We start from the raw sequence: 23,251 nt of genomic DNA, 5'->3' as shown, positions 1-23,251 counted from the left end.
AAACGGTGATCTTGTTCAATGATGTTAATGAGGTATTTCTGCCTGAACATTTCGATCGGGATCGGGCAGCCATAGCTCTTGAGCATCTTGTTGATCGCCTTGATACCAGCTGTATTGGCTCCACTTTTGTCGATGACGATCTTGCGCGGTAGACCGTTCACCTCACCCGCACCATCTGCGGTTGCTGCCAGGAGATTGTCACCGACGCGCAGGCAAGTTTTGCCACCGAATTTGATAAGTGTACCTGCACATGCGGTGCCAACTTCAAAGATGACGCTGCCAATGGTGCGTGGAACAAAGAAGTCCTTGATAAAGAAAAAGGAACGGATTCTACAGCCTAACGGCCCGGATCAAGGGACTGGGTCAAGGGCCGTTAGCTTGTTGCAGGTTTTAAGAACATTTTTATTGCGAACTCACGTGCTTCCTCATCTGTTTCTGCCTCATAAACCTCACCAACATCAGGGTGGTTCAATATTTCCATCCAAGAAAAGCTGGGGGCTTCAAAGGAACTAATGATTTCGAGTCTCAAAGCTGAGTGACGCTCTGTCTCACGCTTAACAAGACCTTTCAGCTCGTTCTCTGTTATGCCGATAGAAGCTACATCAAGTAGGTGTGTCAGATTAGGAAACTTTTGCGAGTAATTCATCATGGTAGCGATGGGAACATTGTTATTGTTTCCCATTCCCCTGTTGTTGGATTTCGTTCCACTGCGACTTGGACGTGCGTTAGTCCATCAACCCTTTCCGGCGGCCCATTTCGCCCGACATTGTTTGGGTTAGCTGATCCAATGCGTCGATACCCTCTGCCAACGTCCTCGCCAACGTCAAATGTAAACCTATGAGTATTAGCGGTCGGGTTTGCGGCTATTGCGTCTTGAAGTGGTTGCCCTCTCATAACGGTATCCGCACGCAACATTGCATCTTCCGAGTGGAACGCGGACGAAAGCGGTGATCAACACTGCAATGACCAAGCCGATGATATGACGCAACTGGCCGAACATACTCAATTTTTTGGGGGGCAAGAAAATTCCATCTTTGTGGATCGATCTTCATGCTTTCACCAATCTCGCAGATTGTTTGAAATTCCTGCTCGTCTGGCAAAACGTCGAATTCAAACAGCTGCTCACACAGGTTTTCGAATGCTACGCCCCATTCGCCGTGTTCAGCAGTCGATTGATAGTCGTCCAGCCATTCATCGTCTAGCCGACCTATAAACTGCTGAATGAGGGATACAGTTGCTCTTTGAATTGCGTTTTCCATGTCAATACTTCGGATATGCTCTGATGGTACCATCGGCATAGCCGCCGCACTCAAAATCGAGAGCAGCATCGTAGTAATCAAGCCAATAATTTGGCGAAGAAAACTCAAGCCTCAGGTTTACACCCTTTAATTGTCTTTACGCATGGCTTTCCATTCGGCAATCAGTTCGAGCACACGCTCGTCCATATCTGCTGTGGTCAGGCCGTGAGTAGTAGTTGCACCTGGCCGAATCCATCGGGATACAAAAGTCCCTGCATGCCTGTAAATGCCTGGAAATTCTTCCATCATAAACCCAGCAAGTTGGCCTCCTGATAAACTAGGGTCAATTTCCAGTACTTCTAACAAAAGCTCCGACGGTTTAGCGCCATCGTCAACTCTACTTGCCCAGTTTCGTTTCATACTACGGCCTCACGAACTCAAAATCGATAACGTTACTACCAGGCCTGGTCGTCTCAACAACTTCCGTATAGCCATGGCTGGCTGCGATGCGTCCAGTCCATGTATTCCTCGCTGCGTCAGTTCGAGTCATACCTGAATTCACATTATTGATGAACTGCGAATAGTTATCGCTGCCCGTACCTGGAATCCACACACCTTGCACTCTATCAACCTTTACCCCATCACGTTGTAGGCGAAGCATTGCACTATTGAACATGTCTGTCCCTGACCCGAGCGCCGCCGCATCACCACCCGCTGCGACATTGAATTCCAAGGAGCCATTATTAACCGTAATCTCGATTCCATGACCAGCATCAGGGTCTCGGTAGAGGTATTGAGCATCAACATCAGATCGATTGATACGATTTAGGTCATCAGAAATATCGACACGCGGTGGCAACGGTCCCTTATTTGTGGCAATTGTGGAGTGGAAAAACGCTGATACTTCCTTTGCAACACTCCAGCGGTGCAGCGCGCCTCTACTGCTCACGTTCGTTAGATGAGCACCTGCGATCGAAACATCCAACGCCACAGCGTGATAGTTTACTGAGTTCAGTGCGCCGGTAGGCGCTACATTAGGCCCGGTGAGCCGGGTCAAATGGCCGAGGTTGATCGATTGATTGGCCGTACCAAAAGCATGGCCGAACCAACCTACTGCTGCAGGATCAAAAATGGCGGGAGAGCTCGCGCTCACGTGATTTAGCTCTTGGGGAGGTGCTCTGGCCGCAAATGCTAGATCACCTGGTCGACTATCGTCGTAGCTGACGGCGACCGGATAGTGGATTTCAGACCAGCCGTCAGGTATAGCCCAAGCCGAACTTGCACCAAAGACTGTAAACAGCAAAATCAGGAAAGCTTGAACTAGGCGAAAGAGCACATTCACTCCACCTCTAGCCATACAAGACCCTCGTATTCAGTCGCGCCTAAGCCCGCTGACTCCATCAGATTATTGAGATAACAGTAATGACCTTGCTTCGGAACTTCCGACCAAGGGCTTGGCATAATGTCTTCCTCTGACAACCAAGTCTCTTCAGATTCTTCGCATACATAGACGATCTGCCCAGTAGGTTTTATTCGAACTGGCACAACCCAACCTTGATCGCAGTTTGGACACCAATGTTTCTTTAGGGCCATGGATAAGCTGTCCTGATTTCGCTGCCGTTTCTGGTCATAGTAACAATCCGAATATTGGTTTCGCCAGCCGTTCCTATCGTCCGACCCATTGGGACCACATATGCTAATGGATCATTTGGATCAGGTGCTCCGCGTTTTTTCCAAGCTTCATCGACCAAAGCTAGCGCATCATCACCCTGAGCATTAAACACACTATGCTTTCTCTTGCTGGGGTTACCGCCTCCGCCGTTGTGGCGAACATCGGTGACGCTAAGCAATTCAGGACCGGCCTCGACCTTGCAGCCTGGCTGGGGTTGACCCCGCTCAACAAATCCAGCGGCGGAAAGGAAAAGTTAAGCAAGATTACTAAGAAAGGCGACCGATACATCCGAAAACTCTTGATCACCGGCATGACGTCACGGGCGCTGATGGGCAGGAAGCATCCAGAGCGCCTGGATAATCTGGGTGATGCTGACAAAACAACAGGAATACCGGCAGCCGTCCGCCTGACCAGGCCGACCAGCCCAGAGATGCAAGGCATTTGATGTGACGATGCGGACCTAAGTCAACCAAAAGCCAGGACGCTCCGACCAATGTCGCGGCCCCAATCGAGGTCGATTAGCCGATAGGAACCTTGCTTGCGGAACTCATCATGGCCGGCGGCCAAATACACTGGCTGCGTGAACAGGCCGAACACACGACAGTACTGACGGACCGCCGCCATCAACGCAGAAAACACTTGCAATGCAGGTGCCACCCACACACGACCTTGAGCACAGTCTTCAAATGCTGCGGTCGCAGCCCGCTTTCCGGACTTTAGCTGCAACCGCAAAATCGCAATCCATTTGGAGGCCGGAACAGCGGACAAAACCCAGTAAGTCTCACGGGCGCCTGATCGTTTTCTCTATTACATCGTAGGGCAATTCACGCTCATCATAAACACCGATAAAAATACCGACGTCGGCCGCACTCCCGTCTCGCTTCTTCAGCAACGTGTCATTTGAAACCGTTGTACGTTGCGATGGACGGCGCGCCCATTCTGACAAGCGCTTCATGAACATGTTGATAACCTCGGCATGGCCCAAGTCGGCACCGAGATCATTCAACTCTTTAGGGTCGTTTTTCAGGTCAAATAATAACGGGCGAAACCCACCATCGGCAAAGATGAACTTCCAATCCTTGTCCGCCAACATGAAAAGGCGTGCCTGTTTGGGATCAAGACCCAAAGCCGCGGCTTCGGGCGTGGCGGAATAATCATATTCGCTAATCACATACTCGCGCCATGCCTCGGGGTTTTGGCCATACAGGAACGGCAGTAGCGAGCGGCCCTCGATAACGTGATCCGGGACATCGCCACCTGCCAGATCAACAAATGTTGCTGCCAGATCAATACTTTCGACTAGCGCGCTACAAACAGTGCCACGTGTTGCGTCTGATTCTGGTGACGGATCATAGATGATCAGAGGAACGCGCACTGACGGGTCATGAAACAAATCCTTTTCCCCCATCCAATGATCGCCAAGGTAGTCCCCATGGTCGGAGGTCACGACGATCATCGTATCTTCCATATGACCATTTTCTTCTAGCCAATTGAACAGGCGGCCCATCTGATCGTCAGCCTGTTTGATCAGCCCCATATAGGCGGGTATCACCTTTTCACGCACGCCCGGCTTGCTAAAGGTTTGGCCGATTTCGTTCTGCATGAATTGTTCATAGACAGGATGTGGGTTCTGTAACTCGCCATCCGAGCGGACCACCGGCAAAACATCTTCCCCCCCGTACATGTCATGATACGGCGCTGGAACAATGTAAGGCCAGTGCGGCTTGATATAGGACAGGTGGCACATCCATGGCCCAGCGGAATTTGCATCCTGCGTTTTTATAAATTCAATCGCCTGTCCCGTCAGCCAAGGCGTTTCGCTATCTTCTTCCTTAATGTTTGCAGGCTTATCAGCATGCCGCATAAACCAACCCGAAGCGACACCACCGTCTTCATCAACCCCAGCATTGGCATTATGCTGCCAGGGGTTTTCAGCCTCATACCCCTGCCCTTTAAGATACTCGTTATAGGGTGAACGTCTTTTGTCATAAAAGCCTTGCGGCCCCTCACCCCATAAGCCGTCATCACGTAGGAAGACATCAAAACCACATTCCGCGACACGCGCTCCGATCACTCCGTCGCGCGAAATGCCCAGACGGTCCATCCCTGCCTGATCCACGCTCATATGCGTCTTTCCGATCAACCAACTATCCATCTCACTTTCGCGCAGATGATCGCCCAGAGTGACCTCTCCGACCTTGAGCGGGAAATTATTCCAGGCGGCGCCGTGGCTGTGCACGTAACGCCCTGTGTAAAAGCTCATCCTTGAGGCACCGCAGATGGGCGATTGAACATAGCAATGGGAGAACCGCACTCCCTTGCCCGCAAGCGCATCCAGATGAGGCGTGTTCAAACTTGGATGCCCAGTGCAGCTCAGGTAGTCGAACCGAAGCTGATCGAACATGATAAACAGGATGTTCTTGGCTTTTCTGGTCATGTCGCCTTAACCACCCCGTCATTTATCCATTTGTCGAACTGTTTGAGTACAGCATCGCAGAAGGCGTCGTCATTGATATGAGCGCTAATTTCCGTAGTTGATGCAACCGCAGGCATCACGTTGCGGGCCTCATCAACCATTTCGGCAAGCGCTTCCGGGTCATGCGCTTCCTGACTTTCGCGATCCCATTCCTCAACACCGCCGGTGGGCAGGAAAAAATGGGTTGGGCCAGTAGCCTGTTTTAGACGATCGGCCATTTCCCGAATAGCGGCCCGTCGCTCTTTTGCATTGAACACCGCACTTTTGATCAGGCGATTATGTTCGTGGAACGGACGGTCGGCATATTGGTCGGGAATGTCCTGCCAACCCGCAAAATCCAAAAGATCCAGCGCGCCTGGGGCCACCATTTGCGGCACGCCCGCGCGCCCTGCATTTGTCAGCCGGTCCTGCCCCGAGGACACCAACGAACCTGCAAGCATGTTGGCAAATTCCTGCATGCAGAAATCCATTACGCAGCAGAAAGCTCCCTCACCCGCAAGCTTCTCAAATGCCATACCGCCCATGCCCGTTGAATGGAACACGGCCACTTCGTATCCCCGTTCTTCCAACGCGGGTTTCAGAGTTTTCATGTAACGCAGACAGGATGAGCCCAACGAGGTCATTCCGATCATCGGGCGATCTCGCCGGGCGCGCTGGACGGCGCGGGCTGCGCCTAAAATAGCACCTGCCGCCTGGCTTAGCGATGAGCGGCAAACCGAGTTCATACCATAAAGCCCGCCCGCCCACAGGATCATCTGAATGTCCGGCGCCAAACGGTGCGGCGGAATCAGCGGTGAAAAACTGACGGTGGAGACGATATATTTCGGCACACCCATTGGCAAAGCCTGCGCACAATCCAGTGCCAGATCGGTGCCCATCGTGCCACCAGTTGCGAGCATCCCATCAAATTTTCCCTCGGCGTAGACCTGCGCAACAAGCGTTGCTGCGCCCCGCGACATCACGCGAAAAGCCTTGTTTTCGTCACCGAGCGCGATCACCTCATCTATGGTCATACCACCGGCCGCGGCCACATCATGTTTGGAAATGTCCGTGGGCGTGGTTGGATCCCCAAGAACCGAGACATCCATGGTCAGCACGTTGCCACCCTGCGCCGTGATGCACTCTTCGATGTAGCGCATCTCGGGGTCTTTGGTGTCATAGGTGCCGATCAGCAAGATAGTCTTTTCGCCCATGGTAATCTTCTCCTCGCAGGCTTTTGTCTTACAACTGAATCCAGGCTGTTTTTAGATCGAAGTACTTTTCCATTGCGTGCAATGACTTGTCGTGGCCGTTGCCAGACTGTTTTACACCACCCAAAGGCACAGTGGCGTCCGCACCGCCGTAAGTATTGACGTGAACGACGCCAGAGCGGATGCCCGCCACCATGCGATGGGCCCGGCTCAGGTTTGCAGTCCACACGCCCGAGGCCAATCCATAAACGCTGTCATTTGCCAGGCGCAGTGCCTCATCTTCGTCCCTGAACGGTGTCACGGCCAGAACCGGACCAAAGACCTCATTGCGGAACAGATTGTCGGTCGGCTTAACCCCGTTCATTACAGTGGGTGCCATATAATAGCCGCCCGTTTCCGTCAGAATGCGGTCACCGCCGGCACGGCGCTCAGCACCTTCCGCTTCGGCTTGGGCGACGAAATCCAGATTGCTTTCCAATTCCGGCAATGAGTGCACGGCCCCGATCTGTGTGTTCAAGTCCAGTGGATCGCCGACGCGGAAGGCCTGCGCGTGTTTGACAATCTCGGCGACGAAATCTTCGTGAATATCCTCCTGAACCAGCAAGCGCGATCCCGCGACGCAAATCTGACCTGAATTTCGGAAAATACCTGCGGCGGAGACCTTGGCCGCCTGCGCAAGATCGGGGGCGTCGTTGAACACGATGTTGGGGGACTTTCCGCCAAGCTCCAAGTAGCAGCGTTTCAAATTCGAGCGCGCGGAGTACTCCAAAAGCCGCCGCCCTGTCGCGCCCGAGCCGGTAAAAACCATGATGTCTACATCCATCGACAGGGCCAGTGTTTCACCAACCACGCTGCCTTTGCCTGTGACAACGTTCAGGACACCGTCCGGCACACCTGCCTCAAGCGCCAATTCGGTCAATCGCAAAAGCGATAGCGAGGCCGATTCCGCAGGTTTCAACACCACCGAGTTGCCCGCCGCCAGCGCCGGCGCGATCTTCCACGCACCGATCATCATTGGCATGTTCCAAGGCACAATCGCCCCGACAACGCCGACAGGCGCGTGATGCACGAGACCCAGCACATTTTCAGCTGTGGGCGCAATCTGACCATAGATCTTGTCTATGGCCTCGCCATAATAGCGGAACGTGCCCGCAGCCGACATCGGCTCGGCCTTCATGGCCATGTTGATCTCAGTGCCGTTGTCCCGCACGCCCAAAACGGCCAGTTCCAAAGCGTGTTCTTCAATCAGATCGGCCAGTTTCAACAACACCTTCTTGCGTACAGAAGGTGCAGCCCGCGACCAGCGTCCGTCTTCAAACGCCGTGCGGGCCGCCGCAATAGCCCGCTCCATATCCGCGGGGGTGCCCTCGGCAATTTGCGTTAGAACCTGACCGTCAATTGGAGAAATGACATCCAGTTGCCCTCCTGCCGCTGCGGCCTCGTGACGCCCATCAATCAGAAGGCTCCGGGCCGGTACGGGCTGACCACGTAGCGTGTCGATGGCAAGTTGATCCATAGGTCGCTTATCCTTGCTGGTTCGGATTATCGGAATCCACGGGTTGCATCGTAGGTTCCGGCCGCAGTTTGTTTTTGAATTCGAAATACAGCGTTCGGCAGTGCAGGATCAGGATCAGAACGATCAGGCCAAACAGAATGGCCGCGATGGGCCGGTCGATGAAGTCGAGCGGCGTCTTGACCCGTGCCATTGCGCTGCGCAACTTGGTTTCCATAATCCCGCCAAGAACCATGCCCAAAATGATTGGAACAATCGGCAGGTCCAGCCGTTTTAGGATCAGCCCAAAAACCCCGAACCCGGCAGCAATGGCACAATCTGTGATCGAGTTGCGCAGGCTATAGACCCCCACGAATGCCAAAATCAGGATCATGACACCAAGGAACCGGGTCGGGATCTGGATAATCTTCAGCAGCAGGTTCGTCGAAAATAGCAGGAACACTAGAACGATCACGTTAAGCAGGATCAGCGCCATATACAGGGCCAATACGAAATCCATCTGGTTTTCGAACAGCTGCGGTCCGGGGATCACGTTGTGGACATAAAACACGGACAGCATCATCGCCGTCAGCGCCTCGCCAGGAATACCCAGAGCCAGCAGAGGAATCATCGCAGCGCCTGGAACGGCGTTGTTCGCCGCCTCGGACGCTACAAGTCCCTCGGGTGAGCCATCACCAAACTTTTCTGGGTTTTTTGACGTCTTTTGAGCATAGGTGTAGGATAAAAATTGCGATGTAAACTCGCCCGTACCCGGCACCATGCCCATGAAAACGCCGATACTTGAGGACACGGTGGCAACGCGTTTCACGCCCAGAAGTTCTTTGAGACCGGCAAAGATATTGCCACTTACATGGGTGTCGCCTGGCGCGTGGTTCTTTTCCAATAGCAGCAGAAATGCCTGGCTAATCGCAAACAGACCCAGCACGACCACAATGAGATCAATGCCGGAAGCCAGCCAACTTTGATCGAAGGTGAACCGGCGGGTGTACTTCACGGGCTCCAGCCCCACCGAATTCAGGAAAATGCCGAAGGCCGCCAGCATACCAGCGGCAAAAATCTGGCCCCGGTGGGCCAGCACAACCAGAATGATGCCCAATAGCGCAGCCAGGAAAATCTCGCGGCTGCCGAAATGTGGGGCGACAAGGGCCAGAACCGGTGACAACACCATCAGACAGATGATCGCAAACACGCCCCCGAAGAATGAGGCCGAATACGCCAGAGACAGCGCACGGTGGCCCTGCCCCCGTTTGGTCATGGGATATCCGTCATAAGTGGTCAGCGCGTTCACCGCTGTGCCGGGGGTGTTGATCAGGATCGCGGGAATGGCTCCGCCATACATGGACGAGCCGTAGATACCCAATAACAGGGTTAGTCCTACGATGGGCTCGAACGCAAAGGTGGCAGGTAACAGGATTGCGATGGCCACTGCCGCACCTACGCCGGGCAATGCACCGATGATGACACCGCCGATCGAACCGATCAGCAGGGCGACGATTACCTGCCATTGTAGCAGGATTGAAATACCGGAAAGAAGCGTTTCCATAGTGGCCCCTTACAGATAGGTCAGCGCAAAGGCGCGCACGGAATCCGGAAGGTATTCATAGACCGCTCCGGCGGGGATTTTGACCTGAAGAAAGCCACGGAAAACGATGGTGACCACAAAGCCGAACAACGCAGCTATTCCGATAGCATTTGCACCACGAAACCCTACACGAAGGGTCAGGAAGACTGCGAACAACATGGTTGAGGGTAGATATCCCAGCTGCGGAACCACCAGCACATAGATCAGGAAATAGGCAACATATTCGAACGACCGAACCCAGAACCCGACCTCGGTCCAGCGGCCGCTGATCCGGTCTGACAAGGCCGAGCTAAGCCAATGCAGAAACCCGAACACCACCATGCACCAGATTGCAATTGTGGGCCAAAGACCCGGCTGCGCGAACCATTTGGTTCGTTTGACGACCTTGGTCTGATCACCCAGCTGGGACAAAAGAAACACCGCGAATGCCAAAAACAGTACGGCGAAAACGACATCGCCGGGTCGGCGATATCTTTTGAACATGTCCTGTAAAGTCTTTGCAATCATCGTTTCCTCCCAACCTGAAAGAGGCGTGAGGCAGTGCCCCACGCCCGATCTGGATCTTACTCGCCCAGAATTTCTTCAATCTTAGCGAAAGAGGATTTGTCTTGCTCAATCTGAGCGTTGGATGCGTCTGGGTCCTGCCAGTAGATCAAAGCACCGGTTTCCTCAGCAAGCTGCTTGGCCTTGTCCGACTGCACCGCCTTTTGTGCTGCCGCAGTGATTTTTTCACGTGCCTCGGGTGGAGTATCCTTGTGAACGAACAGGCCGTTCCACAATGCCAGCGGCAGATCCGGGTTGAGCTCGACGATCGTCGGCGTATCGGGGATCAGCGAAATCCGCTCGCCACCAATGCTTGCCAGAATATTCACGTCATCCAGGCAAGGTAGAACAAGTTGCAACGTAGTGTTGATGACGTCCACGTCACCTGATGCCAGCGTGTTGCAATCCAACGCGTCAAAGGCTGCTTCACTTGCAAAATCAAATCCGCTGCTGACAGCAGCAGCAAAGGTGACCTGCGTGGGCGGCAAGACCGAGCCGAAATGACCAAGCGCCAAATCATTGTCCTTGCCGTGTTCTGCCAGTTCTTCCCAGTTCGAGAACGGCGCATCCTTGCTGGATGCGATTACGAATGGGTACGTCAGAAAAATACCGATCGGATCGAACGGGTTCGGGTTCAGTTCAGGGATACCGATTTCCGGTCCAATGACGGGAACGCCAATGACGAAAGAACCAATGGTGTATCCATCCGCTGGGGCAGTGGCGACTTCGACTGCACCTGGGAACGGACCGCCGCCGCCGCCGGGCTTGTTCACGACCGCAGCCGGGACATCGTACATGGCTTGAAATTCGTCCGCGATCATTCGCGTCAGCACGTCTTCAAGATCGCCCGGAGGCCATGGAACCACGAAAGTTACCGGTTTCTCTGGATACTCTGCCAGTGCAGCGGTTGCTGACGCTACAAATGCGGCGGTTGCTAGAAATTTCTTCATTGACACCTCCCGTTAGTGGTTCAATAAATGAACCGCGTTAACAATAATAATGTTGCGTTGTTAAGTTTATTCTGTCAAGTATAACCTGACCGGGAGGAGGCAAAACACATGGGCACCGCACTTAATGCCTTGAAAATGCTAGAGTACTTTTCAAGCTCTCAGCCGGAAATCGGGCTGAGTCACATTGCGCGTCTGGCTGGTTTGAACAAGGCGACCGCCCTCCGCCACTTACGAGCACTGGAAGAGTTCGGCCTGATCGAGCAGAATCCGCAGACGAAATCATATGCCATCGGACCAGCTGCTCTACGGTTGGCCGCCCTGCGCGAGATTGCCAAGCCTGGCCTTGATGGTGCACGCCAGAAAATGCAGGCCGCGATGCATGAGGTTGGCGAAAGCCTGCACCTTACGCTGCTTGAAAAAGACACTCTGCAAACTGCGCTGGTGGTCGAAACCACGCAGCACAGCGTTCGCGTAAGTTTGGACCCTAGCGAAATTATTCCGGTCAACGCGACTGCTTCGGGATTATGTATGCTGAGCTTCGGTCCCGCTTTCCTTCTGGAACGCTTGGAATCCGACACACTCACCCGATTTACCGACGCAACAATGACGGACCCAAAGATTATTCGTGACCGGGTTGCACAAATCGGCCGGGCGGGCTGGGCCAATAGTAATGGCAGCTTTGAAGATGGTGTCTTCGGATATGCGGCGCCTATCTTCGGTATTGATCAGATCGCGATTGGAACCATTGCGATTGCCGTTCCCGAAATTCGTGCAACCCGCGCGCGACAGCCGCTGATTTTGACCTCACTCCACACCCTTTCGAAAGAACTGACCGCAAACTTTGGCGGCCAGATGCCCGAAACTTTTCCAACCGAATTCCACCCATGATTGACGGGCGGACTAAATCTCCGGAGACACGTTACATGAAAGACTCCAACTTTCTGAAGGAAAACAACGCCCGACATTTCTGGCAACCAATGGCGCACCCGGCCGACAGCCAGAAAAACCCGCCGACCATTCTGACCGGAGGTGAAGGGGTCAGCATCATTGATGTAGATGGTCACAAGGCGCTGGATGCAGTGGGTGGCTTATGGAACGTCAATCTGGGCTATTCCTGTGATCCGGTGAAGCAGGCCATCACCGATCAACTGAACGCGCTACCCTATTATTCAACCTTTCGCGGCACCAGCAACGACAAGGCGATCGAATTGTCTTATGAGTTGGCGCAGTTCTTTGCGCCTGACGGATTGACCCGTGCATTCTTTACTTCGGGTGGATCGGATTCGGTTGAGATCGCGCTGAAACTGGCGCGTCAGTTTCACAAAGTTCGAGGCGAGGCCGGCCGTACCAAGTTCATCAGCCTGAAACAGGGCTATCACGGCACCCACTTCGCGGCTGCCTCGGTCAATGGCAATCAAAAGTTCCGCGCGGCCTATGAGCCGATGATGCCGGGCTGTTTCCACGTGCCCGCACCCTGGACCTATCGCAACCCGTTCGATGAGACAGACCCTGAGCGTCTTGCGCAGCTTTGCGTAAAAGCGCTGGAGGCCGAAATTGCATTCCAGGGAGCAAACACCGTCGCCGCATTCATCATGGAGCCAATCTTGGGCGCAGGTGGAGTTATCCCGCCGCACAAGAGCTTTATGCCCATGGTGCGTGAGGTCTGCTCGAAACACGGAATTCTGCTGATTTCGGACGAAATCATTACTGCCTTTGGGCGTACAGGCAGCGAAAGTGGCGCGAGACATTGGGGGGTGCACCCCGATATCATGACAACGGCCAAAGCCATCACAAACGGCTATTTCCCATTCGGCGCGGCAATGATCTCTGGCGCGGTTGCGGAGGTGTTCGAAAGCGACACTACCGGCAGAGCTTCTGTCGATCAGGGCTACACCTATTCCGGGCACCCGGTTGGCGCGGCCGCAGCCTTGGCCTCGCTGGCCGAGATCAACCGCCTGCGGGTATGGGAAAACGCAGCTGCACGGGGGGATGAGTTGTTTGCCGGGTTGAAAAAACTGGCCGACAAATACGACGTAGTCGGTGACGTGCGAGGGGGTGAAGGCCTGATGTGCGCGCTAGAACTGGTTTCGGACCGTGCGACCAAGGCGCCAATTGCCAAACATCTTCCGCTGCAGGTTCAAAAAGCGACCTATGAAGATGGCGTGATGGTCCGTGTATCTGGAAACAACATCATATTGTCTCCGCCGCTGGTCATCACGTCTGATGACGTAGCCAAGATCCTTTCAGCCCTGGATACAGGACTAGCGAGACTTTAGTGATCACGCTGGCCCCGGTCTTCAAGGTCGGGGTCACACCTTTACGGCCTGCAATTCCTCAAGTAGATCCAGTAGGTTGTCGATTTTTTCCTGTCCCATTTGCGCCTCGATTGTATTGTGAATCGCCAGCGAGGTCGCAAGGTTCTCTTCAAGAATTTGACGCCCCTCATCGGTGATCTTCACCATGGTGCGGCGCTTATCCGTGCTGCCCTGACGGCGGGATATCTGCCCATCAGTCTCCATCGTGCGTAGAATTCGCGTCAGGCTGGGAAGCAAAAGGCAGGCCTCATTTGCAATAGTGCTTTGTTCCACTTCGCCCATTTCGTCCAGAACACGAAGGATACGCCACTTTTGCTCGGTCAGCTGTATCCCCTGCAGCATATCCCGAATTGGGGCCATGACGGTTTCGCGTGCGCGCAGCAGTGCAATCGGAAGAGCGCGAGAGGTTCTCGTGGTATGGCTTTGTCGGTTCATTCCAGCCTTCTAGAACGCCATTTCAGGAATTGCAAAGATTAACAAAGCAAGTTCTTGACGGTCGCGATGCAATTTACTAAACATGTTAAGTAGTAAAGGAGAGGTCATGCCACACTTCCACGTCGAATACTCCGGCAATCTGGACGATCGGGTCGACATCGGTGGCTTGTGCGAATGCATACGAGACACCGCTGCGGGGATTGAGGCTTTTCCAATGCCGGGAATTCGCGTCCGCGCCACGCGTGTCGACTATTTTGCCATTGCGGATGGAAATCCCAAGCATGGCTTTGTGGACATCTCAATCCGCCTTCGCGCTGGCCGTCCTGACGACGTTAAGAAGGACGCCACACAGCGTATCTTTGACGCGATTGAAGCGTATCTGGAACCGGCCTTCTCGAAACACTCTATCGCGCTTTCACTAGAGATGCGTGACATCGACCCAGACCTTTCGCCCAAGACCGGCACAATCCGGAATCATTTGGCTGCGACAAAGCAGGAGACCTGACGCATGAGCGTACTGGATACGAATATCGAGAAACTGGCAGGCTTTCTGGCCCGGTTCAAAGAAACGGGCATCAAGAACCGTATCGCAGGCGAAGACCGGGATGGCGCAGCGGGCGTTTTCCAATCCACCTCTCCGGTGGATAAATCAGTAATCTGCGACGTTGCGCACGGCACGTCCGACGATATCGACGCGGCGGTCAAAGCGGCCCATGCTGCCTTTACTGAATGGCGCGACATGCCCGCCACCGAACGCCGCCGGATCCTGCTAAACGTTGCCGATGCGATCGAAGCCCGGGCAGAAGAAATTGCGCTGTGTGAGTGTTGGGATACGGGTCAGACATTGCGGTTCATGTCCAAGGCGGCGCTGCGCGGTGCCGAGAATTTTCGCTACTTTGCGGATCAAGTCGTGCAGGCTCGCGACGGGCAACACCTGAAATCGCCGACGTTGATGAATATCACCACCCGTGTACCTATCGGCCCGGTTGGTGTGATCACTCCGTGGAACACGCCTTTCATGCTGTCGACTTGGAAAATCGCGCCCGCTCTGGCCGCGGGCTGCACCGTGGTCCACAAACCAGCCGAAGACTCGCCTTTGTCCGCCCGCCTGTTGGTGGAAATCGCCGAAGAAGCAGGGCTGCCCAAGGGCGTGCTGAACACCGTGAACGGTTTTGGCCCTGATGCCGGTAAGGCGTTGACAGAGCACCCTTTGATAAAAGCCATCGCTTTTGTCGGAGAAAGCCGGACAGGCAGCATCATCACAAAGCAGGGTGCCGATACGCTCAAGCGGATGCACCTGGAACTGGGCGGTAAGAACCCCGTTATCGTGTTTGATGATGCCGATCTGGACCGGGCTCTGGATGCGGTGATTTTCATGATCTACTCGATCAACGGTGAACGCTGCACATCGTCCTCGAGGCTGCTGGTGCAGGAAACTATCAAGGAAGAGTTCGAGGCCAAACTGGTCGAGCGTGTGAACAACATCAAGGTCGGACACCCGCTGGACCCTGCGACCGAGATCGGCCCGCTGGTCACCGAGGAGCATTACAACAAGGTGACCTCATACTTTGACATCGCAAAAGAGGATGGTGCAACTGTCGCGGCAGGTGGCGTCAAGGTTGGTGATGACGGGTATTTCGTACGCCCTACATTATTTACCAACGCCAACAACGACATGCGCATCGCGCGAGAGGAAATATTTGGCCCCGTGCTAACTTCCATTCCATTCTCAACCGAAGAAGAAGCGCTGCAGATCGCCAATGACACGCTCTATGGGTTAACCGGCTATGTCTGGACCAACGACCTTACACGCGCTCTGCGCTTTACCGATAAGTTGGAAGCTGGGATGATCTGGGTGAACTCGGAAAATGTTCGTCACCTGCCCACGCCTTTTGGCGGGGTAAAGGCGTCAGGTATCGGTCGCGACGGCGGTGATTGGAGCTTTGACTTCTATATGGAGCAGAAACACGTGGGCTTTGCCACTGGTCAGCACAAGATTATGCAGTTGGGAAAGTAACGCCTTCCGAGCGACATCTGGACAAGGTGCCGTTCGTAAAAAGTTAGGATACGCGCGCACATCTATGGTCCATGAACTCTTTGAGAGTCGGACCAAACGACGTCTGGTCGTCCGCTCTCCCTTCCAAAGCGGTCAGACGCCACCTTAAGTGAGGAGGAACTGTCATGGGAAAGATTGTACAGGCTGCTAAGATCACACATGTGCCCAGCATCTGGATGTCCCACACGATGCCGAAATACAAAGGTATCCGGCAACCTGCGATAGATGGTTACGCACGTCTGCGTCAGGACGCGATTGACCGCGAGGTCGACACCTTCGTCGTATTCGACACACATTGGATCACCAATCAGGGCTTTCACCTGAACACAAAAGAGCGCCACAAGGGGCGTTTTATTAGCCATGAACTGCCGCACATGCTGGCGGATATGGAGTTCGACTATCGCGGTGATCACGACCTTGGTGAAACCATCCTTGATGTTCTGAGAGAGCGTGGGGAACGGGCTCTGGGTCATTCGCATCCCGACATGGGAATGGAGTACGGTACCCTTTTGCCGATGCATTTTATCAATGACGATGTGAATGCCCGGGTGCTGCCAGTTGCGGTCAACCAGTTCTCGTCCATCGCCGAGAACCGCGTTTGGGGTGAAGCCATCGCCGAAGGCATCCGGCGTTCGAACCGCAATGTTTCTATTCTGGCCTCCGGGTCTCTAAGTCATGACTTCACGCCGAATGAGCGCTCGGTCGAGGGTCTGAACGCAGTGAATGGCGAGTTCAACCGCCAGATGGATATGCGCGTTCTCGAATTGTGGGAACAGGGCCGGTTCGAAGAATTCTTGGACCTTTTGCCTGACTACGCCAAGAAATGTACGGGCGAGTGTGCGATGAACGACACTGCCTTGCTGTTCGGTGCGTTGGGATGGGGCAGTTACAAGGGCGAGATCGACATCTACACCCCGTATTTCGGTAGTTCCGGAACGGGTCAGGCAAATATCAGCTTTTCGGTCTGAGGCCGAGATACGGGAATCCTGCAAATGACAGACTTACGTCTCAACGACCCCACGTTGCTTGTCGAAGCGGCGCGGGTTGGCTCCAAATGGGTCGGTGCCACTGAGGTATCCACCACTCTGGAAGTGACCAACCCGGCAACTGGTGATCTAATCGGACGAGTCCCCAATCTAGGGGCGGCCGAAACGGCCGAAGCAATCGCCGAAGCGCACCATGCACAGAAAGGCTGGGCCAAGCGCACTGCGAAGGACCGCAGCCAAATTCTGCGCCGCTGGTATGCGCTGATGATCGAAAACCAAGATGATCTTGGCGCAATCCTGACCGCCGAACAGGGCAAGCCCCTGGCTGAGGCCAAGGGTGAAATCGCTTATGGCGCCAGCTTCATCGAATGGTTCGCTGAAGAGGCCCGCCGCGCCTATGGCGACGTCACCCCCGGCCACGCGCCGGATAAGCGGATCATCACCATCAAACAGCCGATTGGGGTTGTTGCCGCGATCACGCCGTGGAATTTCCCCAATGCCATGATCACGCGAAAGGCGGGACCGGCATTGGCGGCAGGCTGTTCCATGGTGCTCAAACCTGCCGGCCAGACGCCGTTCTCGGCTATCGCGCTGGCAGTTCTGGCCGAACGAGCCGGGTTGCCTGCGGGATTGTTCTCGGTCATCACTGGATCAGCGCGCGCCATCGGAGGTGAGATGACCTCGAGCAAAATCGTGCAAAAACTGACCTTTACCGGGTCCACCGAAATCGGCGCGATGCTTTATGTGCAATGCGCACCTACGATCAAGAAGCTAGGTTTGGAATTGGGCGGCAACGCGCCGTTCATCGTGTTTGACGACGCAGATCTGGACGCGGCAGTCGAAGGGGCAGTGATCGCCAAGTTCCGAAACAACGGCCAGACCTGCGTCTGCGCCAACCGCATCTATGTCCAGTCTGGGGTCTACGACACGTTCGCCGAAAAACTGGCCGCTAAGGTCGCAAAACTACCGACTGGAAACGGCTTTGACGAGGGCACCGTCTTTGGCCCACTAATCGATCAAGCCGCAGTCGCGAAAGTGTCTGAGCATATCAAAGACGCAACCGCCAAGGGTGCAACAGTCACGCTGGGCGGCAAACCGCACGCCCTTGGCGGCACTTTTTTCGATCCGACCATCCTGACTGGCGTGACCGCAGACATGGCGGTGGCGACCGAGGAAACCTTCGGCCCAGTCGCGCCTTTGTTCAAATTCGACAGGGAAAGCGAAGTTATCGTAGCCGCCAATGATACCGAATTCGGCCTCGCTTCGTATTTCTATTCGCGCGACATGGCGCGTGTCTGGCGCGTGTCCGAAGCATTGGAATATGGCATGGTCGGGATCAACACCGGCCTGATCTCAACTGCCGAAGCGCCCTTTGGCGGCGTTAAGATGTCAGGTCTGGGGCGCGAGGGGTCGCGCCATGGGCTGGATGACTTCATGGAACTCAAATATTTGTGCATGGGTGGCATTGACGCCGCCGAGGAGGCCTGATGCGCTTTGCAACTTTCACCGCAAACGGAGCAACATTTTTCGGCGCAATTACCAAGGACGGTGCAATTGCGCTGAACGACGCCTTTCCCGATCAGGCTAGCCTTTACGAGGTGATCGCCGCGGGCGGGTTTGAACAGTTGACCAAGGCCGCAGCAGGCCGCGAAGTGACCCACAAGGAATTCACTTACGAAATGGTGATGCCGGATGTCCGCCGCATCCTCTGCGTCGGAGTGAACTTTCCCGACCGCAACGCAGAATACAAAGACGGCAGCGAACAGCCGAAATACATGTCGTTGTTTCCGCGCTTTGCCAGCGGTTTCACCGGGCACGACCGCCCGCTGATCCGCCCACCGGAAAACCACACGCTGGATTACGAAGGTGAGGTCGCAATTGTAATCGGCAAATCCGGTCGGCGGATTTCGCAGGAAGATGCCTATGATCACATCGCTGCCCTGACTTTATGTAACGAAGGCACAATCCGCGACTGGGTCCGCCATGCCAAGTTCAACGTCACGCAGGGAAAGAACTGGGACAATTCCGGTGCCATCGGTCCGTGGCTGATGCCATTCACCGACGCGGCCCAGTTAGACGATGCCCGAATTCAGACCCATGTGAATGGTGAGTTGCGCCAGGACGATACGCTGAATCGCATGATGTTCCCGATAAAGCGCGAGATCGAATATATTTCGACCTTCATGACGCTTCTGCCCGGAGACATCATCGTCACCGGCACCCCGACGGGTGCGGGCGCGCGGTTTGAACCACCGAAATACCTGGCTCCGGGTGACGTAGTGGAAATCTCAGTCGAGGGCATTGGAACGCTGCGCAACACAGTCGAGGACGAACAGGTATGACCCCCGAAGATCATGCCCGTGCCGCAGCCGACTTGTTGCAGGCTGAAAGTTCGCACGAACAGATTGGCCTTCTGACACTGCGCCATCCCGAAATGGGGATGAGCGACGCCTATGAGGTGCAGAACGCCATCTATCAACAGAAATTGGCCGAAGGGCGCAAGGTGATCGGCTGGAAAATCGGGCTGACCTCAAAAGCGATGCAATATGCGCTGAATATCGACATTCCCGACAGCGGAATTTTGTTCGATGACATGAAGTTCGATCACGGCGGAACCGTTCCTGCGGGCCGGTTCATCCAGCCCCGGATCGAGGCTGAGATTGCTTTTGTCATGAAATCTGCGGTAGGCGGAGAGAACGTCACCCGTGACGACATCATTGCCGCCACGGATTACGTCGCGCCTTCGATTGAAATCCTCGACACGCGTATTCAGCGTGTCGACCCCGCGACCGGACAAACACGTACCGTCTATGACACAATAAGCGACAACGCTGCCAATGCCGGCATCGTGTTGGGCCACGAACGTCATTCGATAGATGCATTTGATTTGCGTTGGGTCGGGGCACTGACCTTCCGCAATGGTGAGATCGAGGAAACCGGTCTTGGCGCGGGTGTTCTGAACGACCCGGTCGAAAGCGTCGTCTGGCTGGCCCGTCGCATGGCGCAGTACGACCAGAGCTTAGAACCGGGCCAGGTGATCTTGTCTGGCAGCTTTATTCGACCCGTCGAATGCCCGCCGAGCACCGAAATCCATGCTGATTTCGGACCATTTGGCTCGGTCGATATCAACTTTGCCTAAAGGAGGCCGGGATGCCTGCGCCACTTAACGCTTTCAAGGCCGCGCTGCAGGCTGGTCAGCCGCAGGTCGGCTGCTGGATTGGAATGGCCGACACCTATGCCGCTGAAATCGCGGCCACGTCCCAGTTCGACTGGCTGCTCGTTGACGGGGAACACGCCCCAAACGATCTTCGCTCAATCCTGGAACAGGTGCGGGTCATCGAAGGAAGCGGCAGCCAACCGGTCGCACGCTTGCCGATCGGTGAAACCTGGATGATCAAGCAATACCTCGATGCCGGCGTTCAGAATATTCTGGTGCCGATGGTCGAAAGCGGAGATCAGGCACGGGATTTGGTGCGGGCTGTGCAATACCCGCCCCACGGAGTTCGGGGCGTGGGTTCGGCGTTGGCAAGGGCGTCGCGCTTTGCGGCGATCCCGGACTATCTGAAAACGGCTGATGAACAGATCTGCCTGCTTGTTCAGGTGGAAAACCGCGCTGGGTTAGAGGCACTAGACGATATTCTTGCCTCTGACGTTGATGGGGTCTTTCTCGGCCCCTCCGATCTGGCCGCTGACATGGGCCATATCGGTGATGCTGGTCATACAGAAGTGGTAGAGGCTGTGTTGGACGCGATAACTCGGGTCGTCGCGGCAGGCAAATTTGCCGGGATACTGACACTTGATCCGGCCATGCAGCGTAAATGTCTGGATCTGGGGGCGACCTTCCTGGCCACAAATATCGACGTTACTTTGTTCGCTCAGGCGGTGCGCCGGGCCGCCGATGAGGCCTTGGCGTTGCTACCTGACCAAAGCGTTTCGGGTGTTGCCAAAACGGAAGCGGCCAGCAAGTACCTGCAGCAATTGTGCAAGCACTGGTCCCACAAGGCCCAGGTGGCCTTCGACGTCAACCACGGCAGCGTGGAATTTCCGGGCGGAAACCGGCTGACCTTGGTCGCGGGTGAATCCAGCCTTTCGCTGACGGCTGAAACCGGCCCTCGCGGAGATCTGATCCGCTGGCAGGAAGTCATTGAAGCGCATCTGGTACGGTTTGCTTTTCGCGAAGACATTAGCATTGACTGGGTGGGCTGATCCCAAATCAACTACCGCCTGAAGACGACGACAAGGAACACTCATGTCAGATCCGGTTTATGTAATTGGCGATATCCATGGCCAACTGGGGATGCTTGAAGACGCACTGGACCGGATCGAACGGGATGGAGGACCAGACGCCAAGATCGTGTTTCTTGGCGATTATACGGACAGGGGTGCGCAAAGTTGCGGGGTTTTGGATCTGCTGGTCCGATGGAACGCCGACGGAAAGAACTGGGTCTTTCTACGTGGCAATCATGACCAGATGTGCGCAATGTTTCTGGAGGACTATCCGCGCAATGATGCGCGCCTGCTGGTCGGGTATCACTGGCTTCATCCTCGGATCGGCGGGATCGAAACGCTGCGGTCCTATGGGGTTGAAGCCACCAACGTGGACAGAATCTATCAAGTTCACGCCAAAGCCAAACAGGCCGTCCCTCAGGCTCATATCGATTTTCTGAACGGGCTAAAGCCGTTCCATCAGGACGGCGCATTGCTGTTCGTGCATGCAGGTATTCGACCCGGGGTGAAACTGGAGCAGCAAGACCACGACGATCTGATATGGATTCGTGAGGAATTCCTGAACCATAAAGATCCACATCCATGGTTGGTTGTCCACGGCCACAGCCACGTGGCCGCACCTGAACATCATGGAAACCGTATCAATCTGGATACAGGAGCAGGCTATGGCCAAGCCCTGACCGCCGCCGTGTTCGAAGGCACCACGTGTTGGGTACTGGATGCTGGTGGGCGTAGACTTGTGACCCACTGAGACAGACTCTGACTCACATGGCGTAAAAATGTGGCGTCGCCGATGTCGTTTCTTTTTTAAAAAGCTTCTCAACCATGATCGCCGTCATCGCTAAGCCTTGAACCACCACATTGGGTCCATCAGACGTTTTTTGGAACAGCAGTTCTTTACGGCGGTCGGCAGGATTGGCGGCAATAATAGCTGGAATGGACAACATTTTTCTACGCCGGCAACTTCGGAAAAATCTTCGAATGCACTCAGCAACAATAGTTCAAACACGTGACTCCAAACGAAACGGCATTGACTTTAGTTTCATATGTAACGATATTCGTTGCAAATGAAACAAAATGAGTCACGCGAGCGACATACTTCGGGAGAACACAATGGCTAAGGCATTCGCATCTCAGGGAGATTTGGGTGAAAAGACGGTTAGCTTCACCGAAGTGGGTGAAGGGCTTTGGGCCTTTACTGCTGAAGGTGATCCCAATTCCGGCGTGATCATCGGCGATGATAGTGTCATGATTGTCGAGGCGCAGGCCACGCCACGTCTGGCTGGCAAGGTGATTGAGAAGGTCAGAGAAGTTACCGACAAACCGATCACACATCTGGCGCTAACTCACTATCACGCGGTTCGCGTTCTAGGCGCTTCAGCGTATGGCGCAGATCAGGTTCTCATGTCCGAAACAACCCGAGCGCAGGTTGTCGAACGCGGTCAGGAAGATTGGGACAGTGAGTTTCAGCGTTTTCCACGTCTGTTCGAAGGCCATGAAAGCATTCCCGGACTGACCTGGCCCACCACGACCTTCAAGGATCGCATGAGTGTATACCTCGGCAACCGGCGCGTCGATCTAATGCATCTTGGTCGCGCCCATACTGCCGGTGACATCGTCATTCACGTCCCCGATCAGAACGTCATGTTTACCGGTGACATCGTCGAGTACCACTCGGCCTGCTATTGCGGCGACGGCCATTTCAACGATTGGGGTGGCACTCTGGACAATATCGGCGCATTTGACGTCGATGCTATCGCGCCCGGCCGCGGTGATGCTCTGCTCGGAAAAGACATGGTTGAAGCAGCAATTGAGTCCACCCGGGATTTTGTCCAAAGCACCTATCGCCCGGCCGCTCGTGTCGCCGCTAGCGGCGGCACCCTGAAAGATGCCTGGGACGCTGTACGTGACGCATGCGACCCGAAATTCGCTGACTACGCGATCTACGAACACTGCCTGCCGTTCAATGTTGCACGCGCCTATGACGAAGCCCGCGGCATCGACACACCACGTATCTGGACGGCGCAGCGGGATCTGGAAATGTGGGAGCAACTGCAAGGCTGAACGC

23 protein-coding genes and 2 pseudogenes are annotated in these 23,251 nt (G+C 54.8%); 12 read left to right on the top strand and 13 right to left on the bottom strand.

The genetic code is table 11. The features are described 5' to 3' along the window. The 5 genes and pseudogenes from AC2FGC_RS23225 to AC2FGC_RS23205 all read right to left on the bottom strand — a co-directional run. Positions 1-170: pseudogene (locus AC2FGC_RS23225) on the bottom strand (IS6 family transposase); the annotation flags it as partial. Positions 171-373: 203 nt separating this feature from the next. Then, complete coding sequence (locus tag AC2FGC_RS23220; protein ID WP_496727430.1) at positions 374-682, bottom strand: hypothetical protein; 309 nt, start codon at positions 680-682, stop codon at positions 374-376. A gap of 208 nt (positions 683-890) precedes the next feature. Next, on the bottom strand, positions 891-1,367 hold the full coding sequence (locus AC2FGC_RS23215) for a MafI family immunity protein (protein WP_496727431.1): 477 nt from the start codon (positions 1,365-1,367) through the stop codon (positions 891-893). 18 nt (positions 1,368-1,385) lie between these two features. After that, positions 1,386-1,658, bottom strand: a complete 273-nt coding sequence (locus AC2FGC_RS23210; RefSeq protein ID WP_496727432.1) for a hypothetical protein — start codon at positions 1,656-1,658, stop codon at positions 1,386-1,388. 1 nt (position 1,659) lies between these two features. Then, entirely contained in the window at positions 1,660-2,595 is a 936-nt protein-coding gene (locus AC2FGC_RS23205) for a hypothetical protein (protein WP_496727433.1), read from the bottom strand. Between the two features lie 430 nt (positions 2,596-3,025). On the opposite strand from AC2FGC_RS23205, the pseudogene AC2FGC_RS23200 reads away from it, so the two are divergent. Continuing rightward, positions 3,026-3,320 (top strand): annotated as a pseudogene (locus tag AC2FGC_RS23200) (transposase); the annotation flags it as partial. 371 nt (positions 3,321-3,691) lie between these two features. Here AC2FGC_RS23200 and AC2FGC_RS23195 read toward each other — a convergent pair. From AC2FGC_RS23195 to AC2FGC_RS23170, 6 genes are read right to left on the bottom strand one after another with little or no spacing between them, the layout of a single operon-like run. Beyond that, the gene (locus AC2FGC_RS23195; protein ID WP_496727435.1) at positions 3,692-5,347 is read right to left on the bottom strand and encodes a sulfatase-like hydrolase/transferase; all 1,656 of its coding nucleotides are present in this window, start codon (positions 5,345-5,347) and stop codon (positions 3,692-3,694) included. After that, on the bottom strand, positions 5,344-6,579 hold the full coding sequence (locus AC2FGC_RS23190) for a Tm-1-like ATP-binding domain-containing protein (protein ID WP_496727436.1): 1,236 nt from the start codon (positions 6,577-6,579) through the stop codon (positions 5,344-5,346). Before AC2FGC_RS23190 ends, AC2FGC_RS23195 begins: the two co-directional genes overlap by 4 nt. 28 nt (positions 6,580-6,607) lie before the next feature. Further along, complete coding sequence (locus AC2FGC_RS23185) at positions 6,608-8,092, bottom strand: aldehyde dehydrogenase (protein WP_496727437.1); 1,485 nt, start codon at positions 8,090-8,092, stop codon at positions 6,608-6,610. A 7-nt stretch (positions 8,093-8,099) separates the two neighbouring features. Next, a complete protein-coding gene (locus AC2FGC_RS23180) occupies positions 8,100-9,632 on the bottom strand; it encodes a tripartite tricarboxylate transporter permease (protein WP_058278613.1) in 1,533 nt (510 codons plus the stop codon). A 9-nt stretch (positions 9,633-9,641) separates the two neighbouring features. Next, positions 9,642-10,178, bottom strand: coding sequence for a tripartite tricarboxylate transporter TctB family protein (locus AC2FGC_RS23175; protein WP_108859824.1), 537 nt, complete (start codon positions 10,176-10,178; stop codon positions 9,642-9,644). A gap of 56 nt (positions 10,179-10,234) precedes the next feature. Next, positions 10,235-11,164: a tripartite tricarboxylate transporter substrate binding protein gene (locus AC2FGC_RS23170; protein ID WP_058274540.1), complete on the bottom strand. Its 930-nt coding sequence runs from the start codon at positions 11,162-11,164 to the stop codon at positions 10,235-10,237. Positions 11,165-11,272: 108 nt separating this feature from the next. Between AC2FGC_RS23170 and AC2FGC_RS23165 the strand changes: the two genes are divergently transcribed. After that, positions 11,273-12,052 (top strand): IclR family transcriptional regulator, encoded by a 780-nt coding sequence (locus AC2FGC_RS23165; protein WP_496706734.1) that lies wholly within the window; start codon positions 11,273-11,275, stop codon positions 12,050-12,052. A 35-nt stretch (positions 12,053-12,087) separates the two neighbouring features. Next, positions 12,088-13,440, top strand: a complete 1,353-nt coding sequence (locus AC2FGC_RS23160) for an aminotransferase class III-fold pyridoxal phosphate-dependent enzyme (RefSeq protein WP_496727439.1) — start codon at positions 12,088-12,090, stop codon at positions 13,438-13,440. Positions 13,441-13,473: 33 nt separating this feature from the next. Here AC2FGC_RS23160 and hpaR read toward each other — a convergent pair whose 3' ends face one another. Next, positions 13,474-13,914, bottom strand: coding sequence for a homoprotocatechuate degradation operon regulator HpaR (gene hpaR / locus AC2FGC_RS23155; protein ID WP_058281156.1), 441 nt, complete (start codon positions 13,912-13,914; stop codon positions 13,474-13,476). Between the two features lie 106 nt (positions 13,915-14,020). Between hpaR and AC2FGC_RS23150 the strand changes: the two genes are divergently transcribed. The 8 genes from AC2FGC_RS23150 (at position 14,021) to AC2FGC_RS23115 (ending at position 21,934) form a co-directional block, all read left to right on the top strand. Continuing rightward, complete coding sequence (locus AC2FGC_RS23150) at positions 14,021-14,419, top strand: 5-carboxymethyl-2-hydroxymuconate Delta-isomerase (RefSeq protein ID WP_496727440.1); 399 nt, start codon at positions 14,021-14,023, stop codon at positions 14,417-14,419. A gap of 3 nt (positions 14,420-14,422) precedes the next feature. After that, positions 14,423-15,931: a 5-carboxymethyl-2-hydroxymuconate semialdehyde dehydrogenase gene (hpaE, locus tag AC2FGC_RS23145; RefSeq protein WP_496783576.1), complete on the top strand. Its 1,509-nt coding sequence runs from the start codon at positions 14,423-14,425 to the stop codon at positions 15,929-15,931. 164 nt (positions 15,932-16,095) lie between these two features. Further along, positions 16,096-16,938: a 3,4-dihydroxyphenylacetate 2,3-dioxygenase gene (gene hpaD, locus AC2FGC_RS23140; protein WP_496783574.1), complete on the top strand. Its 843-nt coding sequence runs from the start codon at positions 16,096-16,098 to the stop codon at positions 16,936-16,938. A gap of 24 nt (positions 16,939-16,962) precedes the next feature. Continuing rightward, positions 16,963-18,444: an NAD-dependent succinate-semialdehyde dehydrogenase gene (locus AC2FGC_RS23135; protein ID WP_496783572.1), complete on the top strand. Its 1,482-nt coding sequence runs from the start codon at positions 16,963-16,965 to the stop codon at positions 18,442-18,444. Beyond that, positions 18,444-19,298, top strand: a complete 855-nt coding sequence (locus AC2FGC_RS23130; RefSeq protein WP_496783568.1) for a fumarylacetoacetate hydrolase family protein — start codon at positions 18,444-18,446, stop codon at positions 19,296-19,298. The genes AC2FGC_RS23135 and AC2FGC_RS23130 overlap by 1 nt, the downstream gene beginning before the upstream one ends. Beyond that, positions 19,295-20,095: a 2-oxo-hept-4-ene-1,7-dioate hydratase gene (gene hpaH, locus AC2FGC_RS23125; protein WP_282170369.1), complete on the top strand. Its 801-nt coding sequence runs from the start codon at positions 19,295-19,297 to the stop codon at positions 20,093-20,095. Before AC2FGC_RS23130 ends, hpaH begins: the two co-directional genes overlap by 4 nt. 11 nt (positions 20,096-20,106) lie before the next feature. Continuing rightward, a complete protein-coding gene (locus tag AC2FGC_RS23120; RefSeq protein ID WP_348774911.1) occupies positions 20,107-21,162 on the top strand; it encodes an aldolase/citrate lyase family protein in 1,056 nt (351 codons plus the stop codon). Between the two features lie 43 nt (positions 21,163-21,205). Next, positions 21,206-21,934 carry a metallophosphoesterase family protein gene (locus tag AC2FGC_RS23115; RefSeq protein ID WP_496783565.1) on the top strand — a complete coding sequence of 243 codons (729 nt, stop codon included), beginning with the start codon at positions 21,206-21,208 and terminating at the stop codon, positions 21,932-21,934. Positions 21,935-21,947: 13 nt separating this feature from the next. Here AC2FGC_RS23115 and AC2FGC_RS23110 read toward each other — a convergent pair whose 3' ends face one another. Next, positions 21,948-22,130: a hypothetical protein gene (locus AC2FGC_RS23110; RefSeq protein ID WP_058278624.1), complete on the bottom strand. Its 183-nt coding sequence runs from the start codon at positions 22,128-22,130 to the stop codon at positions 21,948-21,950. 166 nt (positions 22,131-22,296) lie between these two features. On the opposite strand from AC2FGC_RS23110, the gene AC2FGC_RS23105 reads away from it, so the two are divergent. After that, positions 22,297-23,247 carry an MBL fold metallo-hydrolase gene (locus AC2FGC_RS23105; RefSeq protein ID WP_108859835.1) on the top strand — a complete coding sequence of 317 codons (951 nt, stop codon included), beginning with the start codon at positions 22,297-22,299 and terminating at the stop codon, positions 23,245-23,247. The last annotated feature ends 4 nt before the right edge of the window (positions 23,248-23,251 follow it).

It is taken from the genome of Ruegeria sp. CDSC054 (genome assembly GCF_059610645.1).
Note: the sequence above shows the minus strand (reverse complement) of the source record. Positions and strands in the feature narration are given on the sequence as shown.

Bases quoted from the DNA above. Each gene is read 5' to 3' on its own strand.
- AC2FGC_RS23180 (WP_058278613.1), bottom strand. From the start codon at position 9,632: ATGGAAACGCTTCTTTCCGGTATTTCAATCCTGCTACAATGGCAGGTA.
- AC2FGC_RS23210 (WP_496727432.1), bottom strand. From the start codon at position 1,658: ATGAAACGAAACTGGGCAAGTAGAGTTGACGATGGCGCTAAACCGTCG.
- hpaD (WP_496783574.1), top strand. From the start codon at position 16,096: ATGGGAAAGATTGTACAGGCTGCTAAGATCACACATGTGCCCAGCATC.
- AC2FGC_RS23175 (WP_108859824.1), bottom strand. From the start codon at position 10,178: ATGATTGCAAAGACTTTACAGGACATGTTCAAAAGATATCGCCGACCC.
- AC2FGC_RS23165 (WP_496706734.1), top strand. From the start codon at position 11,273: ATGGGCACCGCACTTAATGCCTTGAAAATGCTAGAGTACTTTTCAAGC.
- AC2FGC_RS23120 (WP_348774911.1), top strand. From the start codon at position 20,107: ATGCCTGCGCCACTTAACGCTTTCAAGGCCGCGCTGCAGGCTGGTCAG.
- AC2FGC_RS23150 (WP_496727440.1), top strand. From the start codon at position 14,021: ATGCCACACTTCCACGTCGAATACTCCGGCAATCTGGACGATCGGGTC.
- AC2FGC_RS23220 (WP_496727430.1), bottom strand. From the start codon at position 682: ATGGGAAACAATAACAATGTTCCCATCGCTACCATGATGAATTACTCG.
- AC2FGC_RS23195 (WP_496727435.1), bottom strand. From the start codon at position 5,347: ATGACCAGAAAAGCCAAGAACATCCTGTTTATCATGTTCGATCAGCTT.
- AC2FGC_RS23130 (WP_496783568.1), top strand. From the start codon at position 18,444: ATGCGCTTTGCAACTTTCACCGCAAACGGAGCAACATTTTTCGGCGCA.
- AC2FGC_RS23190 (WP_496727436.1), bottom strand. From the start codon at position 6,579: ATGGGCGAAAAGACTATCTTGCTGATCGGCACCTATGACACCAAAGAC.
- AC2FGC_RS23135 (WP_496783572.1), top strand. From the start codon at position 16,963: ATGACAGACTTACGTCTCAACGACCCCACGTTGCTTGTCGAAGCGGCG.
- hpaH (WP_282170369.1), top strand. From the start codon at position 19,295: ATGACCCCCGAAGATCATGCCCGTGCCGCAGCCGACTTGTTGCAGGCT.
- AC2FGC_RS23170 (WP_058274540.1), bottom strand. From the start codon at position 11,164: ATGAAGAAATTTCTAGCAACCGCCGCATTTGTAGCGTCAGCAACCGCT.
- AC2FGC_RS23185 (WP_496727437.1), bottom strand. From the start codon at position 8,092: ATGGATCAACTTGCCATCGACACGCTACGTGGTCAGCCCGTACCGGCC.
- hpaR (WP_058281156.1), bottom strand. From the start codon at position 13,914: ATGAACCGACAAAGCCATACCACGAGAACCTCTCGCGCTCTTCCGATT.
- AC2FGC_RS23205 (WP_496727433.1), bottom strand. From the start codon at position 2,595: ATGGCTAGAGGTGGAGTGAATGTGCTCTTTCGCCTAGTTCAAGCTTTC.
- AC2FGC_RS23160 (WP_496727439.1), top strand. From the start codon at position 12,088: ATGAAAGACTCCAACTTTCTGAAGGAAAACAACGCCCGACATTTCTGG.
- hpaE (WP_496783576.1), top strand. From the start codon at position 14,423: ATGAGCGTACTGGATACGAATATCGAGAAACTGGCAGGCTTTCTGGCC.
- AC2FGC_RS23110 (WP_058278624.1), bottom strand. From the start codon at position 22,130: ATGTTGTCCATTCCAGCTATTATTGCCGCCAATCCTGCCGACCGCCGT.
- AC2FGC_RS23115 (WP_496783565.1), top strand. From the start codon at position 21,206: ATGTCAGATCCGGTTTATGTAATTGGCGATATCCATGGCCAACTGGGG.
- AC2FGC_RS23105 (WP_108859835.1), top strand. From the start codon at position 22,297: ATGGCTAAGGCATTCGCATCTCAGGGAGATTTGGGTGAAAAGACGGTT.